Source organism: Rathayibacter tritici, from assembly GCF_002932875.1.
Taxonomy (GTDB): Bacteria; Actinomycetota; Actinomycetes; order Actinomycetales; family Microbacteriaceae; genus Rathayibacter; species Rathayibacter tritici.
The window spans coordinates 143231-159750 of the sequence record NZ_PSWS01000053.1; the positions used below are offsets into that span (position 1 = coordinate 143231).

A 16520-nucleotide genomic window follows, 5' to 3' on the forward strand; every position below is an offset into this window, starting at 1 on the left:
GACGTCGGACGACGCAAGGCCCCCCGGACGGGAACAGTCGGACGGGCGGGGAGTGGTTGAATGGCGAGCTGAACGGTTCGCCGAGAGAGATGTGAGGACCAGTCATGGCAGATCCGGCCCGGGCGAGGAAGCTTGCCGAACGTATCCAGGTGATCGTCGCGAAGCGGCTCGAACGCGGTCTCCGTGACCCGCGCCTCGGCTTCGTCACGATCACCGATGTGCAGGTGACCGGCGACCTGCAGCACGCTTCCGTGTTCTACACGGTGTACGGCACCGACGAGGAGCGTGCCGATTCGGCCGCCGCCCTCAAGGCCGCCACTGGCATGCTGCGGACCGAGGTGGGGAAGAACATCACCGCGCGGCTCACTCCGTCGCTCGAGTTCATCCTCGACGCGCTTCCCGAGAACGCGAAGCACATCGAGGATCTTCTCGCCACCGCGCGCAGCCAGGACTCGCAGGTGCAGTCGCTCGCCGCTCAGGCGGACTACGCAGGCGAGGCCGACCCCTACGTGAAGCCCCGCGAGGACGACACCGAGGATTAGACGCCGAGGTTGAACGCAGCGGAGCCCGTGGCGACGTCGAGCGAGTCCAGGACGACGACAGCGGTGCAGCCGGCGCCGCGGAATAGCGTCGCCGCTGCGTACACGATCGCGAGCTGGGCGGGATCGTCGGTGTCGAGCCGGCGGACGTAGGCGCCGTCGACGGCGACGACCTTCTCCTCGGGGAGGGTGCGGGTCGCCCCCGTCGACGCTGTGCTGCACGCCGTGGTAGTCGAGGCGGGCGACGCCCGTGCGGTCGATGTCGGGGCGGGAGAGGCGGAGGCGGCGACCGGTCGCGGCGCCGACCCTACCCGCCCCCTCCGACGCCGGACGATGAACCGGCCTCAGGAGCCGGGGAGGAGATAGCCGTTGTCGGCGTCCCCGGTCGCCAGGCCGTCGGCCAGAAGCCCGGCCAGAGCCCGACCGCGTTGCTCAGCGTCGGGCCAGAGCGACTCCACCTCGGCCGCCGTGACCGGGCCGTGGGCGGCGCGCAGCTCGGCGAGGATGAGCCCGCGGACCTGACGATCGGAGCCTTCGAACCGCTTCTGCTTCGACTTCACCGCTCCGGTGTGCTCCGGGTAGCCCTCAGCCCGCCAGCGGCAGAGGTCGCGGATCGGGCACTCGCCGCAGCGCGGGGCTCGGGCGGTGCAGACGATCGCCCCCAGCTCCATCGCTCCGGCGTTGAAGGCCGCGGCGTCGGGTAGCGACTCGGGCAGCAGCGCCGACATCGCGTCGAGGTCGGCCTTCGCGCGCGGAGGACCGGGCTCGGCCGCACCGCCGACTGCGCGTGCGATCACCCGCCGGACGTTGGTGTCGACCACCGGATGGCGCCGTCCGTAGGCGAAGACGGCGACGGCGCGCGCGGTGTAGTCGCCGATGCCGGGCAGCGCGAGGAGGGTGTCGACATCGTCCGGGACCACGTCGCCGTGCTCCTCGGCGATCGCCACGGCGCAGGCGTGCAGGCGGAGTGCCCGTCGCGGGTAGCCGAGGGACTGCCAGGCGCGCACCGCCTCGCCGGGCGGGACAGCAGCGAGGGCGGAGGGGGTCGGCCAGCGTTCCAGCCAGGCGGCCAATCGGGGCACGACGCGCAGGACAGGGGTTTGCTGCAGCATGACCTCGCTGACCAGAGTGCCCCAAGCGGGGAATCCCTCGCGGCGCCACGGCAGGTCGCGTGCGTTCGTGCGGTACCAGGCGACGATCGCAGTGGCGAGGGCGGCGGAGGGCATCAGCCCACACTAGGCGCTGGCGCGTATCGTGGGCGGATGACCAGGTGGGCTCCGCAGAAGGCCGATGTGCTCGACGCTCTCGCGGCGGAGGTGCTGCACAACTACGCGCGCGGACGGGTCACGGTCGGTATCGACGGCGACGACCCGGAGGTGAGCGGCGCATTCGCTCTCGAGCTGGCGGAGGCGCTGCGCCGGGCCGGTCGGGACGCGATCATCGCGCACCTTGCGGACTTCCGCCGTCCCCGGGCCGAGCGGGAGGATCCCGCCGTGCCCGAGCAGCAGCGCTCCTACGCGGGCGGCTACAACTACGAACTCCTGCGGCGGGTGCTCCTGGATCCGTTCACGCTCGGCGGAAGCACGGGATTCGTGCTCGCGGGCTTCGACTCGCTGCGGGACCAGGCGAGGCAGGCGCGCTGGCGGACCGCCGGCCGCGATGCGGTGCTGCTCGTGGACGGCGAGTTCGCGCTGCGGCCGGAGTTGCGCGGGGCGTGGAGCACCAGCATCCGGCTCGATACGCAGGAGCCGCCGGTTGATCGGGCCTACCGCGCCACGACGGATCCGCGCCGGCTCGCGGGCATCCTCGTCGACATCCGCGATCCGGAGCAGCCCCGCCGCATCTTCGCCGACTCCTGCTGAACGCGCCGCCTGCACAGCGAACGCAGAGAAGAGCCGGGACGGAGTCTCAGACCGCGGCGGCCCGGCGAACGACCTCGGCGGGGGGCAGGAAGGTGCCCGCCCGCTCGACCTCATGCACCAGGTCGACCAGCAGCTGGTTGACCGGGGCCTCGCGTCCACCGCGATGAGCGGTGCGGACCACGGCTCCGGCCAGGTGGTCGATCTCGCTGGGCACCCCGCGTCGGATGCTCTGCAGCGTCGATCCGGGGTTGGGCACCTCGCCCATGCCGGCGGCCATCCGGCGGGGGAGCAGCTCGACCACGGGCAGCGGAGCGGCGGCGAGTGCGCGGACGGAGGCGTTCGAGAGGCCCTGGAGCGAGCCGAAGCGGATGCCCGCAGCGATGCCGGTCCGGGCGGCCTCGCGCATCGCCCGAGCCAGGACTCGGCGCAGGCCCTGGTCGGCGATCGTCTCCTGCACCGAGAGCCCGGTGATCGCCGGGAGGGCGTTCATCTCGTTGATCAGCAGCTTCGTCCACTGCGCGCCGAGGAAGTCGTCCGTGACCGCGGTGGGGACTGCCTCGCCGAGAAGAGCGGCGGCGCGGCGCACGTCGTCGTCGGCCGGACGGCCGGGGACGCCGAGCGTGGTCGTCGCAGCGGCGGTGACGGTGACGCGACCGGGCTCGAGGTGGCTCGCGGCGAACAGGGCCAGGGCGCCGACGAGGCGAGCGTCGCGCACCTGGCGGGCGGCGGCGGTGAGGCCGTCGAGTCCGTTCTGGACGACGACGACCAGAGTGCCGTCGACGGTGCGACGGTTGCTGCGCAGCGCGTCCTCGGCGTCCTGCGCCTTCGTGCAGACGATGGCGAGATCCGGGACGAGGTCGAGGGTCTCACCGCAGCGGACCCACGCGGTGTGCTCGCCCCACGCCCCATCCAGACGGAGCCCCGAGCGGCGGACCGCGGTGAGGTGGTCGCCGCGAGCGGTGACCTCGACGTCGTGCCCCGCCTTGTCGAGAAGGGCGGCGACGGTGCCGCCGACGGCGCCTGCTCCGAGTACTGCGATCCTCATCCGGACAGCCTAGGGCGGGGAGGAGCGGGGTCCGACGCCACCCCCAGAGAGGACTCCCGATCCGTCCGTGTATCCTCACATCCGTGCTCGAGACCCCCGCCCCGGCTCCGAACGGCATCCTCCTGCTCGACAAGCCCGGCGGCATCACCAGCCACGACCTCGTCTCGCGGACTCGTCGCCGCGCGGGGACCCGGAAGGTCGGCCACGCGGGCACACTCGATCCGATGGCCACCGGGCTGATGATCCTCGGGCTCGGCCCCTCGACGCGGCTGCTCACCTACCTGGTGGGCCTCGACAAGCAGTACGAGGCGACCATTCGGCTCGGCGCCTCGACCAGTACAGACGACCGCGAGGGCGAGGTCCTCGCCTCCGCCGACTCCGACCTCGTGGCAGCTCTCACCCCGGAGGCGGTGGCCGACGGCATCGCGGCCCTCACTGGAGCGATCGAGCAGGTTCCGAGCACAGTCAGCGCGATCAAGGTGGACGGCCGGCGTGCCTACGCTCGCGCCCGCGACGGCGAGGAGGTCGTTCTCGCCTCCCGTCCGGTGACCGTCTCGGCCTTCGACCTGCTGGAGAGTCGCCGGATCGACACCCCCGACGAGGGTGCACGCCTTGACCTCGACGTGCGCGTCACCTGCTCCTCCGGCACCTACATCCGTGCGCTGGCTCGTGACCTCGGCGCGGCGCTCGGAGTCGGCGGGCACCTCACGACCCTCCGCCGCACCGCCGTCGGACCGTTCTCGGTGGCGCAGGCCGGCGAGATCGACGAGCTCGACGTCCCCGCCGCGCTCCTGTCGCCGACGCGCGTGGCAGGCGAGCTGTTCCCGCTGCTCCACCTCGATGCGCAGGAGGCGGGTGACCTCGCCAATGGCAAACGCATCCCGGCCCCGGAGGCGGTCGCGGGTTCGACGGGGCTCCTCGCCGCCGTCGGCCCGGGGGAGCGGCTGATCGGCCTCGCCGAGCGCCGCGGCACCCAGCTCAAGAGCGTGGTCAACTTCCCGACCGAGGACCTGCGGACGGTCGCGTCGTGATCGAGTGGTTCACGACCCTCCAGGTGGGGATCGCCGTCGTGGCGGGCCTGCTCTGCCTGGTGCTCGGGCTGCTCGCCCGCCGCCCCTCTGATGTCTCGGTGGGAGCGACGGCGATCGTCGAGTTGCTCCTGATCGTGCAGCTGGCGGTCGCGCTCGTCTCTCCCCTGGTCGGCAACCGCCCGTCGGGGAGCCTGCCGGAGTACTACATCTACCTGATCTCGGCGCTGCTCCTGCCGCTCGCCGCGGGCTTCTGGGCGCTGATCGAGCGGAGCCGCTGGAGCACCGTGATCCTGGGCGTCGCCTGCCTCTCGATCGCGGTGATGGTCTACCGGATGCACCAGATCTGGTTCTTCCAGAGCGCCTGATCCGGCCTACCGCCGGACCCGGCCCGGCGAGCGCCTAGCATGGACCTGCGATGTCGAAACCAGCCAGCGATGCGTCCGGACGGGCCGCCCACAACCCTCGAAACCCCTCGGCCTCCGGAAGCGGCGACTCGACCCGCTCGGCCCGTTCGCGCGGTATCGGCAGCCTGCTCGTCGTGGTGTACGGGATTCTGGCGCTTGCCGCGACGGGTCGCTCCGTCTTTCAGATCATCGACCGCTTCGACGAGGCGCCGCTGGCGTTCTCGCTCTCGGCGCTCTCAGCCGTGGTGTACATCGTGGCGACCGTCGCGCTGGTCCAGCCGGGGCGCGCCTGGCAGCGAGTGGCCTGGGTGACCATCACGTTCGAGCTGGTGGGCGTGCTCGTGGTCGGCGCGCTCAGCCTGCTCGCACCGCAGCTGCTCGGGCTCACCAGCGCCGATCCGTTCGGCCGTCAGTCGACAGTCTGGGCGGCGTTCGGCGCGGGGTACCTGCTCATCCCGCTCGTCCTGCCGATGCTCGGCCTCTGGTGGCTCCGCGTGCAGGGGCGGCGCTCATCAAGGGCGGGGGTCTGATGCGCGTCGAGACTCGCCCCGGCGATCTAGCCGGGATCGGCCCCTCCGCGGTCACGATCGGCAAGTTCGACGGCGTCCACTCCGGGCATCGGGCCGTGATCGGCACGCTGCATGAGCGGGCGCGCGAGCGGGCTCTGGCCGCCGTGGTCGTCACCTTCGACCGCAATCCCCTCAGCGTGATCGCGCCGGAGAAGTGTCCGCCCGTCCTGGCCGGCAACGAGCAGAAACTGGAGTTGCTCGCGGGAACCGGCGTCGACGCGACGCTGTTGCTCACCTTCGACGAGGAGTTCCGCGCGCTCTCGCCGGAGGAGTTCGTTCAGCAGATCCTGGTCGACGCTCTCGAGGCCCGCGTGGTGCTCGTCGGCTCCGACTTCCGCTTCGGCGCCCGGGGCGCGGGCGACGTCGACCTGCTCCGCGTGCTCGGGCGGCAGTACGGCTTCGAGGTCGAGCTGATCGACGACGTGCGGCCCGAGGATGGCCGCCGCGTCTCCTCCACCTGGATCCGCCAGCTGCTCGCAGAAGGCGATGTGGAGCACGCGACGCGCCTGCTCGGGCACGAGCCCGTGGTCCGCGGAGTGGTCGTGCACGGCGCGAAGCGCGGGCGCGAGCTCGGCTTCCCGACCGCGAATCTCTCTCCCCAGTCGCAGGGCCTGATCCCGGCCGACGGCGTCTACGCGGGGCGGCTCAGCACCGACGGCGTCACGCATCCCGCCGCGATCTCGGTCGGCAGCAACCCCACCTTCGTCGGAGTGCCGCCGAAGCAGGTCGAGGCGTACGTGCTCGACCAGACGCTCGACACCCTCGACCTCTACGATCGCGTGGTCGACGTGGCGTTCGTCGGCCGGATTCGCGGCCAGGTCGCCTACGAGGGCGTCGAGCCGCTCATCCGCCAGATGAACCAGGACGTTCTGCGCGTCCGCGAGGTCCTCGGTATATCGCCTGAGCGCGAGTCAAGGCCCGCCTAGCAGGGCCCGCGAGCCCGCACCAGCGGGGGAGGTCGCGGCGCCACCGGCGTAGCGTGGCGACATGAGCGATACCCCCACTGACTCGGCGCGACCCCTCGCGCTCGTCACCGGCGCCACCGGCTACATCGGTGGTCGGCTGACACCCCGCCTTCTCGAGGCGGGCTTCCGGGTGCGCGTTCTCGTGCGTGATCCGCGCAAGCTCTCCGACGTGCCGTGGGCGGGTGAGGTCGAGGTCGCCCAGGGCGATCTCGGCGATCCGGAGTCGCTGACCGCGGCCGTGGAGGGCGTCGACGTCCTCTACTACCTCGTCCACTCGATGGGCTCTGGAAACGACCACGCCCACTTCGAGGAGGTCGAGAGCCGGGCCGCGCAGAATGTGGCCACGGCGGCGAAGGCGGGCGGCGTCGGTCGCATCGTCTACCTCGGCGGCCTGCACCCCGAGGGCCAGGAGCTCTCGAAGCACCTCCGCTCGCGGGCGGAGGTGGGCCGGATCCTGATGGAGTCGGGCGTGCCGACCATCGCGCTGCAGGCCGGCGTGATCATCGGCTCCGGATCGACCTCCTTCGAGATGGTTCGTCACCTCACCGACGTGCTGCCGTACATGCCCGCGCCGCAGTGGGTGCGCAACTTCATCCAGCCGATCGCGGTGCGCGACGTGCTGCATTACCTCATCGGTGCCGCTTCGCTCCAGGACGCCTCGCTGAACCGGACCTTCGACATCGGCGGGCCGGACGTGTTGCGCTACGGCCAGATGATGAACGGCTACGCAGTGGAGGCTGGTCTGCCGCAGCGGCCGATCGCGTCTCTGCCGGTGTTCACGCCGTGGCTGGCCTCGCAGTGGGTCAACTTGGTCACGCCGATCCCGCGCTCGCTCGCGGTGCCGATCATCGCCTCCCTCCAGTACGACTGCGTGGTGCACGAGCAGGACATCCGCTGGCTCATCCCCGACCCGGAGGGCGGATTGACCTCGTACCGCCGGGCGGTCCGGCTTGCGCTGGGAAAGATGCAGGCGGGCGAGATCGAGACGAGCTGGCAGAACGCGGAGGTCGTCGGCGCCCCCAGCGATCCGCTGCCGAGCGACCCGGAGTGGGCCGGCCACACGGTCTACGTCGACCTCAAGGAGCGGCGCACCCCCGCCGACCCGGCCAAGCTCTGGCGCGTGATCGAGGGCATTGGCGGCACCAACGGCTGGTACTCCTTCCCGCTCGCGTGGGTGATCCGCGGCTGGATGGACCGCCTGGTCGGGGGAGTAGGGCTCCAGCGCGGGCGCCGCGACTCCGCCCGCCTCCACGCGGGTGACGCGCTGGACTTCTGGAGGGTCGAGGCGATCGAGCGGCCCACGCTCCTGCGCCTGCGCGCCGAGATGAAGGTGCCCGGAGGCGCCTGGCTCGAGATGCGTGCCGAGCCCTCCGGAGACGGCGGATCGGTCTACACACAGCGCGCGGTCTTCTTCCCGCAGGGCCTCGCCGGCCGACTCTACTGGTTCGCGATCCTGCCCTTCCACGGCATCATCTTCAACGGTATGGCCAACCGCATCACGGCCACTGCGGCCGACCTGCCGGACTCCGGCGACGAGCGCTCCCCTGGCGGGCGCAGGGTGCAGCGGTGACAATGGAGGGGTCCGACGGCGGCGAGACCGCCCGGGACGCCGACGAGAGGAGCACGATGAGCGAACGGTCGATGGCGGACGCGGGGCGCGATCTCCAGCTGGGGAAGGTCCTTTTCATCGGGGACAGCATCATTCAGGCCGGTGCCTGGGGCGACTGGCTGACGGAGTCGACAGTCGTCGACGAGGGAGTCGGTGGGGCCACTACGGCGGACGTCGTCGCGCGGCTGCCCGAGCTCGTCGCGCAGGAGCCGGACACGGTGGTGCTGTTGATCGGCACCAACGACCTGGCCTGGCACCGCACCACCGAGCACGTCGTGCGCAACATCGAGACCGTGGTCGCAACGTTCCGCCGCGACCTGCCCGATGTGCGCATCCTGGTCACCTCGGTTCTGCCGCGCGGGCACGAGTTCGCCCCGCAGATCCGCGAGATCAACCGCCACCTCTGGCAGTTCGCGCCCACCGCGCACGCGGGCTACCTCGACCTGTGGCCGGTGCTCGCGGGGGAGGACGGCGGACTCCTCGAGCAGTACTCGCCGGACGGTCTGCACTTGAACGAGGACGGCTACCACGCTTGGCGGGAGGCGTTGGGCCCGGCGCTCGAGGCTGTGGTGCGGATGCCCCCGCGGACCCGTCCGCTCACGCTGCCGTACGACGAGTTCGCGCGGCCGAAGACGGCGTAAACACGAGCGAGGGGGAGCCGACTGGCTGGTCGGCTCCCCTCCCCGTCACTCTGCGGCGAGGGCGGCCTCGAACGCGGCGAGGGCGGCCTCCGAGAAAAGCACGAAGCGAACCTCGTCGAGGGCGCCGTCGACGGTCGCCGACCGCACCGACTCCACCGCGATGCGCGCCGCGTCGTCCATCGGCCAGCCGTACACGCCCGCCGAGACAGCCGGGAAGGCGACCGTGTGTGCGCCGAGGCCGACCGCGATACGAACCGATTCGCGATAAGCGGAGGCGAGAACGGCACTGCGGTCCTCCGAGCGGGAGTGGACGGGGCCGACGGTGTGCACGACCCAGCGGGCCGGGAGGCGGCCTGCGGTGGTGGCGACGGCCGAGCCGGCGGGCAGGCCGCCGGGCAACTCGGTCTCGCGGAGCCGGTGGCAGGCGGCGAGGATCTCCGGACCGCCCGCGCGGTGAACTGCTCCATCGACGCCGCCCCCGCCGAGGAGGGACGAGTTCGCGGCGTTCACGATCGCGTCGACGTGCTCGCGGGTGAGGTCGCCGAGGACGGCTCGCAGAGAAGTCATGCGTCCTCTTCCAGGCTGCGGCCGAGAGCGGCGATCGCCGCCGGACCGACTCGGCAGCACCCGCCGATCAGGTCAGCGCCCGCCGCGCGCCAGGAGGCGACGAGTGCCGGATCGAAGGCCGCGTCGCCCGTCCAGCGGCGACCGACGGCGTCCCACTCCTCACCGCTATTGGGGTAGACGACGACCAGCTTGCGGGTGACCGAGCGGGCGATGCGCGTAGCCTCGGCGACGTCACCGGGGGGCCAGCAGTTCACTCCGACGCCGATCACCTCCACGGAGGCGGCGGCGACGGTGAACGCTTCGGCCAGGGGTTCCCCGGCCGCGGTTCGGCCTGAGCGTCCGCTCACGCAGATCCAGGCGGGGATGGAGGAGCCCGCGAGGGCGGCCACGACGGCGCGCACCTCCCGGACGGAGGGGATCGTCTCGACCGCGAGCAGGTCCGGGCCGGCCGCGGCCAGCGCCTCGAGGCGGGGGCGGTGCCAGGCGACGAGCTCGTCCACGGTGAGATCGTCGTCGCCGCGGTACTCGGAGCCGTCGCCGAGGCTCGCACCGTAGGGGCCGACGGAGGCGGCGACCCACCCGCTCTGCGCCCGCCTGGCCAGCGCGACGCTCTCGCGGAGCGCGTGCTCGGTGAGCCCGGGAGCAAGGCCCGCGGCCGCGAATCCGCTCGCCGACACCTGGTAGCTCGCGGTCACCGCCACCCGTGCGCCCGCCTCGGCGAACGCGCGGTGGGCGGCGACGATCCGCTCAGGTTCTTCGAGCAGGACCCGAGCGCTCCAGAGGGCGGAGTCGACAGCGGCCCCCTGCGCCTCTAGCTCGGTGCCCAGGCCGCCGTCGAGCAGCAGCGGACGGTTCCTGGCGGCGGCGATGAGTGCGGCGCTCACGAGCGGTTGTGGGAGAGCTCGAAGATGGTCACGAGTTCGGCGATCGCGGCCTCGCGGGCGTCGCCGCCCTCCTCGAACATCGCGGTGATGTGCGTGCGGAGGTGGTTCTCGACGATGAGCTTGTTCAGCGAGCCGAGCGACTTTTGAATGGCGAGGGACTGCGTGACGATGTCGACGCAGTAGTCCTCGTTCTCGATCATCCGCTCGAGGCCGCGCATCTGGCCGCCGAGGATGCGGGCACGGTGCAGCGAACGCTTTTTGAGGTCCTCGATCACTCCGCCAGCCTACGCTCCGCCGTCCGTACCCGGGTGGGGTATCGGCCCCCGTACGATCGAGAGGTGAGCACCCGCAAGCCGACCAGGACGACCGCCGCCCGCTACCCCTCGCGGGACCGGGCGCGGATGGCGCTCGCGCCCGGGATCCTGGCAGCGATCGTGCTGTTGGCCGGGCTCGCCCTCGTCGGCTCCGATGCCTATGACGTGATCCGGTACCCGGTAGCGATCCTCGCGGCGGTGATCGGCTGGTTCGCGATCCAGGCGCGCGCTTTCCTGTGGCTGATCGGGCTCGTCCCGGTGCTCGTGCTGTGGAACCCGGTGCTGCCGTTCGCTTTTCCGGACGCGGTCTGGTCGTCACTGAGCCTCGCCGCGGTCGGCGTCTTCGTCGCCGCCGGGCTGATCATCCGCGTCCCGACCCCGGAGTGACGTCGGGCGCGCCTCCCCGCGCGGCGCAGGACCGCCGAGAGCCCGCCGAGGAGTAGACTTCTTCTGCATCCGCACGCCGGGGACGCTGCGACCGGGTTTCAGACCCGTTGCTCGGAGCTCCTGACAGCCACCGGATGCACCGACGCCCGTCGTCTCCCCGGAGGCGATCCGGCGGATGCACGGCGACGGCAGCGCGCGGGAATCCCTCCTCCGCCCCCGTCACACATCGAGGAGGAGCATGGCTCGCAGCGGCCAGCGTCAGTCCGGACAGACGCGTCGAGCGTCGAACGCCGCCGGGAGCCGACCCCGATCGCGTTCGCGCGGTGTGGACAACGCGGGGATCATTCCGATCCTCGCCCGCCGCGTCCGCGAGGTGGAGGCGAAGGCCCAGACCGGCAAGGTCGGGCCGACCAACCGGACGAAATTCTTGGTGATCGCCCTGCTGATGCGCGAGGAGCGCAAGCGGGTCAAGGTCGACACCTCGCTCAGCGAGGCCCAGCGCGCCGAGGAGATGAAGCGCCTCGACGGCATCGCCACGATCCTCGCCAAGACGGCCGCGCGCGACACCAGCCTGATCGCGCTGCTCGAATCGGAGGCGGGCGTCACGCCGGCCGCGCAGAAGCTGCGCCGCGACTGGCTGTTGGAGGCGGGTGCCGAGCTGAGCCCCGACGAGCTTGTGATCGTGACCGAACCGGAGCCCAAGGCCGAGGTGGCGGTGAACCAGGTCGTGCCCCCGTCGGTGCGTGCGCGCCAGCTGGCGAACCCCTTCCTCCCGCCGGACTTCTCGATCGCGGAGGCCGTAGCCCCGGCGCCGCGCCGCCGGCTGGACGACTGGGAGCTGCTCGGTCCGCTCTTCAAGGCCTTCGAGTACGGCGCGGGCGGACGGGCCGCGAGCATGGAGCTCCCGGAGCCGCCGAAACTCGACCGCGTCTCCCCGCGTGGGCGCGAGCTGATGCCGCACCAGGCGCGCTTCATCGAGAGCGCCCGCGAGGGCCACCGCAGCTTCCTACTCGCCGACGAGCCGGGCCTGGGCAAGACCGCGCAGAGCCTGCTCGCCGCCTCCGTCGTGGGTGCGTACCCGTTGCTCGCGGTGGTGCCGAACGTCGTCAAGATGAACTGGGCGCGCGAGGTCGAGCACTGGACCCCGCAGCGCCGCGCCACGGTGATCCACGGTGACGGCGGCACGCTCGACGCGTTCGCCGACGTGGTCATCGTCAACTACGACATCCTCGACCGGCACATCGGCTGGCTCGGGAGCCTGGGCTTTCGCGGCATGGTGGTCGACGAGGCGCACTTCATCAAGAACCTCCGCTCGCAGCGCTCGCAGAGCGTGCTCGCGCTGGCCTCGAGGATCCGCGAGACCACTCCGGGACACGACCCGCTGATGATCGCGCTCACCGGTACTCCGCTGATCAACGACGTCGACGACTTCCGCGCCATCTGGCGCTTCCTCGGCTGGATCGACGAGACCAAGCCGGGGCCGGATCTCCTGGGCCGCCTGGAGGAGACGGGCCTGACTCCCGCCGACACCGGCTTCTACCCGGAGGCGCGCGAGGCGGTCATCGACCTCGGCATCGTCCGACGCAAGAAGATCGACGTCGCCGCTGATCTGCCCTCGAAGCGGATCGTCGACCTGCCCGTCGAACTCGACGACGACCTCGGTCGCTCCATTCAGAAGGCCGAGCGTGAGCTCGGAGCGCGGATGCTCCAGCGTTTCCGGGCCGTCACCGCCTCGATCACGCACGAGCTCGACGACGACGAGCGCGAGCGGTTCATCCGCATCGTGGCGCAGAGCGAGCTGGAGGAGTCGAAGTCGGCCAAGACCGGCGAGAACGTCTTCACGATGGTCCGCCGGATCGGCCAGGCGAAGGCGGCACTGGCCGCCGATTACGCCTCGCAGCTGGCCCGCTCGGTAGGCAAGGTGGTCTTCTTCGCCAAACACATCGACGTGATGGATCAGGCCGAGGAGACTTTCGAGAAGCGCGAGCTCGCCTCGGTGTCCATCCGCGGCGACCAGACCGCGGCGTTCCGGCAGACCCAGATCGACGCCTTCAACGAGGACCCCGACGTCTCGGTCGCTGTCTGCTCACTCACCGCGGCGGGCGTCGGCGTGAACCTGCAAGCCTCCTCGAACGTGGTGCTTGCCGAGCTGTCCTGGACCTCGGCCGAGCAGACACAGGCCATCGATCGTGTGCACCGCATCGGTCAGGAGGAGCCGGTCACGGCCTGGCGGATCATCGCGGCGCATACGATCGACGCGAAGATCGCCGAACTCATCGATGCCAAGGCGGGCCTCGCCGCCCGCGCGCTCGACGGTGCGGACGCCGAGACCGCCTCGGCTGACACGGTGCAGCTGGACGCGCTCATGCACGTCCTGCGCGAGGCGATCGGCTGAGCGGCGCGTGGACCGGACGCGATCAGCGGATCAGCGCCCGGTCCAGCGGAGCCGCGAAGAAGTCCCGCTCGAAGACGCTCGAGCGCAGGAACGCTTCTCGCATCGCAGCGCGCTCCCGCGGCGTGGCGTCTGCGGCTGCCTGCTCAGTGATCACGATCGCCCTCTCGGTGGCGGCTTCGAACACCGGATCGGCGTAGCTGAGCAGCCAGTCCGCGTAGGGGTGTTCCGCGTGGCCCGCGGCAGCCAGGCGGGAGCCGACGTCGGCGTAGAGCCAGAAGCAGGGGAGCAGGGCGGCGACGATCTCGCCGTAGCCGCCGCGGGCACCGACCGCGAGCAGATGATCGACGTAGCTGCGAGTGACCGGGGCGTGCTGCGCCTCCCTGCTGCCGAGCCGGTCGCGGTGCAGCTGCGCCTCCGTCGCGAGAGCGGATGCCGAGCCCTCGGCCCAGAAGACCTGCTCGGCGGTGGTCGGCGCCCGCTGTGCCGCCACGGCCAGCACCCGCGCGTACTCGGTGAGGTAGAGCGCGTCCTGCTCCAGGTACCACTCGAAGTCCTCCCGGCGCAGCGAGCCGTCGCCGAGCGCCCGGACGAACGGCAGCGTGTCGATCTCATCGCGGAGCTCCCTCGTCTCCTCCCAGACACCCGTGCAGAACGTCGGCGGGCGGAGGCGGTGGAAGTGGTCGACGGGGCCGAGACCGGAGCCGACCTCGAGCGCGTCGGCGGCGCGCAGGGCGCCGGTCAGCCATTCCTTCGCCTCGATCAGCGCCTCGACCAGCGCGTCGGAACCGGCGCCGCGGCCGGCCAGGAGCGTCGCCATCGCAGAGGAGAGCGAGCAGCCGGTGCCGTGGGTGTTCGCGGTGGCGACGCGCACTCCGGGTACTTCGCGCACCCGGCCGTCGGGGGTGAGGATCGCGTCCGGAGTGGCGGGGCCGTCGAGGTGGCCGCCCTTCACCAAAACGGCCGCGTCGAGAGTGCGCGCGAGGGCGGCGCCCTGCGCGAGCGCGGTCGGCCAGTCGGAGGCGGTGGCGGCTCCGGCGAGCACGCCCAGCTCGGGGAGGTTCGGCGTCACCAGGTCGGCCCGACGGAGCAGGCCGTGCACGGCCTCCTCGGCCTCGGGGGCGAGCAGCCGGTGCCCGCTGCTGGCCACCATCACCGGATCGACGACCACGACGGGCGGGCGCACGTCATCGAGCCACTGCGCGACGACTCCGGCGTACTCGGCCGTGGCGAGCATCCCGATCTTCACGGCATCGATCGTCACATCGTCGCTCACCGCGTCGAGCTGCTCGCGGAGGAACGCGGCGGGCGGCAGGTGCACGGAGCGGACACCGTGCGTGTTCTGCGCGACGAGGGCGGTGACAACGGCCATGCCGTAGCCGCCGAGCGCACCGATGGTCTTCAGGTCGGCCTGGATGCCCGCGCCGCCGGTCGGGTCGGTGCCGGCGATGCTGAGGACGCGGGGGATGCGCGGGGGGAGCGGGATGCGCGAGGCGAGTGGGCTGCGCGGGGCGAGTGGGCTGGCAGGGGTGGCGGGGGTTTCTGGGGTGCCGACGGAGGCTGCGGTGGTGCGGGACGGGGCGCTGCCGGCGGTCATCGGTCCCACTCCGCCCGGATGCTGCGGGCGGCCTCCGCGGGGTCCGCGGCGGTGCAGACCGCCGAGACCACGGCGAGTCCCGCTGCACCGGCACACCGGAGCGGAGCCGCGTCCTGCGCTCCGACTCCGCCGATCGCGACACAGGGCAGTGGCGTCGCGGTGGCGAGGGCCGCGAATCCGTCGATGCCGAGGGGCGCGGGGTGGTCAGGTTTGGTCGAGGTCGGCCGGATCACGCCGACGCCGAGGTAGTCGACCGTGCCCGCTGGCAGGGCGCGGACGGCTGCGAGGTGCGCGGGAGTGTTCGCGGTGAGGCCGATCACGGCGTCGGCTCCGAGGAGTGAGCGCGCGGCGACGACGGGGAGGTCGGACTGCCCGAGGTGGACACCGTGCACGCGGGCACCAGCGAAGCGGGCGGCGAGGACCACGTCGACACGGTCGTCGACCAGCAGCGTGGTGCGCTCGGTGAGAACAGCGGCGACCGCGAGGGTCAGGGCGACGAGCTCGGCGGCCGAGGCATCGTGATCGCGGATCTGGACGGTCGTGACTCCGCCCGCGACCGCCGCCGCGACCACGGCGGGCACGCCGCGCGCGCCGCACTGGGCGGTGTCGGTGACGAGGTGGAGCGAGAGGTCGACGCTCATGCGATCCGCGCGCCCGACTCGGCCTCGGCCGGCCCGAGGGCCGCGAGGGCGTCGAGGAGGCCGACGGCGAAGGACCCGGGGCCACTGCTCGTTGCGGCGGCACGCTCGGCGGCGAGGCCCCACACGGCCGAGGCGCTGACGGCGGCGTCGAGCGGGCGGACCCCTGCGCCGAGGAATGCGGCCATCACCGCGCCCAGCGCGCAGCCGCCGCCGGTCACCCGGGTCAGCAGCGGGTGGCCGCCGGTGACCCGGACGACGCGCTCGCCGTCGGTGACGAGATCGATCGCTCCCGAGACGGCGAGAACGCCGCCCGTGCGGCGGGCCAGGTCTCGGGCGGAGTCGAGGGCCTGCTCGGCGGTGTCGACCGCGTCCACTCCACGCCCGCCCGCACCGGCTCCCGCCAGGGCGAGGATCTCGGAGGCGTTGCCGCGGATGATCGCGGGCCGCGCCTCCAGCAGCTCGACGGCGAGAACGGTGCGCACGGGCAGCGGGCCGACGGCGACGGGATCGAGCACCCACGGGGTACCGGCGCGGGTGGCCGCGGCGACCGCCTCCCGCGCGCCCTCGCGCTGCTCCGCTCCGGGCGTGCCGAGGTTGACGAGGACGGCGGAGGCGATACCCGCGAAGACGCCCGCCTCGCCGGGCAGATCGCACATCGCTGCGCTGGCGCCGAGGGCGAGCAGGCTGTTCGCGGTGAAGCCGGTCACAACCGCGTTCGTGATGCACTGCACGAGCGGCTCGGCGGCGCGGAGGGCGACGAGATCGCGACCGACGGACGCCGGGCCGGGCACCGCACGGGGCGCCGGGTCGGCGGCCGTGTCGGCGGGGAGGGGCGGGTGGACAGGCGTGCGAATACTCATTCGCGACATCCCTTCGCTAGTACGAACTAGATCAGGTTCAACGGGTCTTCTCTCAGCCCAGGCGGGCACCCCGTGTCACTGCGGATGACCCTAGCAGCGGGCGCGGCGACGCCCGCCCGCGTCGTCGGGCCGCGTCGCCGGCCTCGGCCTCTCTGGCCGTATCGGCCTCTGCGGCCGCACCGACCGAGGCTCCCGCCCCACCGCGTCGGCGCC

At 72.2% G+C, this 16520-nt stretch carries 18 protein-coding genes and 1 riboswitch; of the genes, 10 read left to right on the forward strand and 8 right to left on the reverse strand.

Annotation, left to right across the window (positions count from 1 at the left end; translation table 11 throughout):
- Positions 1–104 precede the first annotated feature (104 nt).
- On the forward strand, positions 105–542 hold the full coding sequence (gene rbfA / locus C5D07_RS09145; RefSeq protein ID WP_104259198.1) for a 30S ribosome-binding factor RbfA: 438 nt from the start codon (positions 105–107) through the stop codon (positions 540–542).
- 341 nt (positions 543–883) lie between these two features.
- Here rbfA and C5D07_RS09150 read toward each other — a convergent pair whose 3' ends face one another.
- Positions 884–1765 (reverse strand): HhH-GPD family protein, encoded by an 882-nt coding sequence (locus tag C5D07_RS09150; protein ID WP_068253927.1) that lies wholly within the window; start codon positions 1763–1765, stop codon positions 884–886.
- A 36-nt stretch (positions 1766–1801) separates the two neighbouring features.
- Here C5D07_RS09150 and C5D07_RS09155 point away from each other — a divergent pair, with 36 nt between their 5' ends.
- On the forward strand, positions 1802–2401 hold the full coding sequence (locus C5D07_RS09155; protein ID WP_146076657.1) for a nucleoside/nucleotide kinase family protein: 600 nt from the start codon (positions 1802–1804) through the stop codon (positions 2399–2401).
- A 46-nt stretch (positions 2402–2447) separates the two neighbouring features.
- On the opposite strand, the gene C5D07_RS09160 is transcribed toward C5D07_RS09155, so the two are convergent.
- A complete protein-coding gene (locus tag C5D07_RS09160; protein WP_104259200.1) occupies positions 2448–3446 on the reverse strand; it encodes a ketopantoate reductase family protein in 999 nt (332 codons plus the stop codon).
- Between the two features lie 83 nt (positions 3447–3529).
- Between C5D07_RS09160 and truB the strand changes: the two genes are divergently transcribed.
- From truB to C5D07_RS09190, 6 genes are all read left to right on the forward strand, one after another.
- Positions 3530–4477: a tRNA pseudouridine(55) synthase TruB gene (gene truB, locus C5D07_RS09165; protein ID WP_104259201.1), complete on the forward strand. Its 948-nt coding sequence runs from the start codon at positions 3530–3532 to the stop codon at positions 4475–4477.
- Positions 4474–4842: a hypothetical protein gene (locus C5D07_RS09170; RefSeq protein ID WP_104259202.1), complete on the forward strand. Its 369-nt coding sequence runs from the start codon at positions 4474–4476 to the stop codon at positions 4840–4842. The genes truB and C5D07_RS09170 overlap by 4 nt, the downstream gene beginning before the upstream one ends.
- 50 nt (positions 4843–4892) lie before the next feature.
- Entirely contained in the window at positions 4893–5411 is a 519-nt protein-coding gene (locus tag C5D07_RS09175) for a hypothetical protein (RefSeq protein ID WP_068253913.1), read from the forward strand.
- Complete coding sequence (locus C5D07_RS09180; protein ID WP_068257375.1) at positions 5411–6376, forward strand: bifunctional riboflavin kinase/FAD synthetase; 966 nt, start codon at positions 5411–5413, stop codon at positions 6374–6376. The genes C5D07_RS09175 and C5D07_RS09180 overlap by 1 nt, the downstream gene beginning before the upstream one ends.
- Before the next feature lie 61 nt (positions 6377–6437).
- The gene (locus C5D07_RS09185; protein ID WP_104259203.1) at positions 6438–7985 is read left to right on the forward strand and encodes an SDR family oxidoreductase; all 1548 of its coding nucleotides are present in this window, start codon (positions 6438–6440) and stop codon (positions 7983–7985) included.
- 56 nt (positions 7986–8041) lie between these two features.
- Positions 8042–8665: a GDSL-type esterase/lipase family protein gene (locus C5D07_RS09190; RefSeq protein WP_249028212.1), complete on the forward strand. Its 624-nt coding sequence runs from the start codon at positions 8042–8044 to the stop codon at positions 8663–8665.
- A gap of 45 nt (positions 8666–8710) precedes the next feature.
- On the opposite strand, the gene C5D07_RS09195 is transcribed toward C5D07_RS09190, so the two are convergent.
- Genes C5D07_RS09195 through C5D07_RS09205 form a run of 3 tightly spaced genes read right to left on the reverse strand, consistent with a single transcriptional unit; the run spans position 8711 to position 10391 of the window.
- A complete protein-coding gene (locus C5D07_RS09195; protein WP_104259204.1) occupies positions 8711–9232 on the reverse strand; it encodes an O-acetyl-ADP-ribose deacetylase in 522 nt (173 codons plus the stop codon).
- A complete protein-coding gene (gene mmuM, locus C5D07_RS09200) occupies positions 9229–10116 on the reverse strand; it encodes a homocysteine S-methyltransferase (protein ID WP_104259205.1) in 888 nt (295 codons plus the stop codon). Before mmuM ends, C5D07_RS09195 begins: the two co-directional genes overlap by 4 nt.
- On the reverse strand, positions 10113–10391 hold the full coding sequence (locus C5D07_RS09205; RefSeq protein ID WP_068253902.1) for a metal-sensitive transcriptional regulator: 279 nt from the start codon (positions 10389–10391) through the stop codon (positions 10113–10115). Before C5D07_RS09205 ends, mmuM begins: the two co-directional genes overlap by 4 nt.
- Positions 10392–10454: 63 nt before the next feature.
- Between C5D07_RS09205 and C5D07_RS09210 the strand changes: the two genes are divergently transcribed.
- Positions 10455–10817, forward strand: coding sequence for a DUF6804 family protein (locus tag C5D07_RS09210; protein ID WP_237358156.1), 363 nt, complete (start codon positions 10455–10457; stop codon positions 10815–10817).
- A 238-nt stretch (positions 10818–11055) separates the two neighbouring features.
- Positions 11056–13212 carry a DEAD/DEAH box helicase gene (locus tag C5D07_RS09215; RefSeq protein WP_104259206.1) on the forward strand — a complete coding sequence of 719 codons (2157 nt, stop codon included), beginning with the start codon at positions 11056–11058 and terminating at the stop codon, positions 13210–13212.
- A gap of 22 nt (positions 13213–13234) precedes the next feature.
- Here the strand turns inward: C5D07_RS09215 and thiD are convergent, their stop codons facing one another.
- From thiD to thiM, 3 genes are all read right to left on the reverse strand, one after another.
- Positions 13235–14806: a bifunctional hydroxymethylpyrimidine kinase/phosphomethylpyrimidine kinase gene (gene thiD, locus C5D07_RS09220; protein ID WP_084415908.1), complete on the reverse strand. Its 1572-nt coding sequence runs from the start codon at positions 14804–14806 to the stop codon at positions 13235–13237.
- The gene (thiE, locus tag C5D07_RS09225; protein WP_068253896.1) at positions 14803–15447 is read right to left on the reverse strand and encodes a thiamine phosphate synthase; all 645 of its coding nucleotides are present in this window, start codon (positions 15445–15447) and stop codon (positions 14803–14805) included. Before thiE ends, thiD begins: the two co-directional genes overlap by 4 nt.
- On the reverse strand, positions 15444–16307 hold the full coding sequence (thiM, locus tag C5D07_RS09230) for a hydroxyethylthiazole kinase (protein ID WP_084415907.1): 864 nt from the start codon (positions 16305–16307) through the stop codon (positions 15444–15446). Before thiM ends, thiE begins: the two co-directional genes overlap by 4 nt.
- Positions 16299–16390, reverse strand: a riboswitch (TPP riboswitch). It overlaps the preceding gene by 9 nt.
- Between the last annotated feature and the right edge of the window lie 130 nt (positions 16391–16520).

Excerpts from the sequence above, each read along its gene's own strand:
- thiM (WP_084415907.1), bottom strand. The coding sequence starts at position 16,307 with ATGAGTATTCGCACGCCTGTCCACCCGCCCCTCCCCGCCGACACGGCC.
- thiE (WP_068253896.1), bottom strand. The coding sequence starts at position 15,447 with ATGAGCGTCGACCTCTCGCTCCACCTCGTCACCGACACCGCCCAGTGC.
- C5D07_RS09185 (WP_104259203.1), top strand. The coding sequence starts at position 6,438 with ATGAGCGATACCCCCACTGACTCGGCGCGACCCCTCGCGCTCGTCACC.
- C5D07_RS09190 (WP_249028212.1), top strand. The coding sequence starts at position 8,042 with ATGAGCGAACGGTCGATGGCGGACGCGGGGCGCGATCTCCAGCTGGGG.
- C5D07_RS09180 (WP_068257375.1), top strand. The coding sequence starts at position 5,411 with ATGCGCGTCGAGACTCGCCCCGGCGATCTAGCCGGGATCGGCCCCTCC.
- C5D07_RS09175 (WP_068253913.1), top strand. The coding sequence starts at position 4,893 with ATGTCGAAACCAGCCAGCGATGCGTCCGGACGGGCCGCCCACAACCCT.
- C5D07_RS09195 (WP_104259204.1), bottom strand. The coding sequence starts at position 9,232 with ATGACTTCTCTGCGAGCCGTCCTCGGCGACCTCACCCGCGAGCACGTC.
- C5D07_RS09215 (WP_104259206.1), top strand. The coding sequence starts at position 11,056 with ATGGCTCGCAGCGGCCAGCGTCAGTCCGGACAGACGCGTCGAGCGTCG.
- rbfA (WP_104259198.1), top strand. The coding sequence starts at position 105 with ATGGCAGATCCGGCCCGGGCGAGGAAGCTTGCCGAACGTATCCAGGTG.
- C5D07_RS09155 (WP_146076657.1), top strand. The coding sequence starts at position 1,802 with ATGACCAGGTGGGCTCCGCAGAAGGCCGATGTGCTCGACGCTCTCGCG.
- C5D07_RS09150 (WP_068253927.1), bottom strand. The coding sequence starts at position 1,765 with ATGCCCTCCGCCGCCCTCGCCACTGCGATCGTCGCCTGGTACCGCACG.
- thiD (WP_084415908.1), bottom strand. The coding sequence starts at position 14,806 with ATGACCGCCGGCAGCGCCCCGTCCCGCACCACCGCAGCCTCCGTCGGC.
- C5D07_RS09160 (WP_104259200.1), bottom strand. The coding sequence starts at position 3,446 with ATGAGGATCGCAGTACTCGGAGCAGGCGCCGTCGGCGGCACCGTCGCC.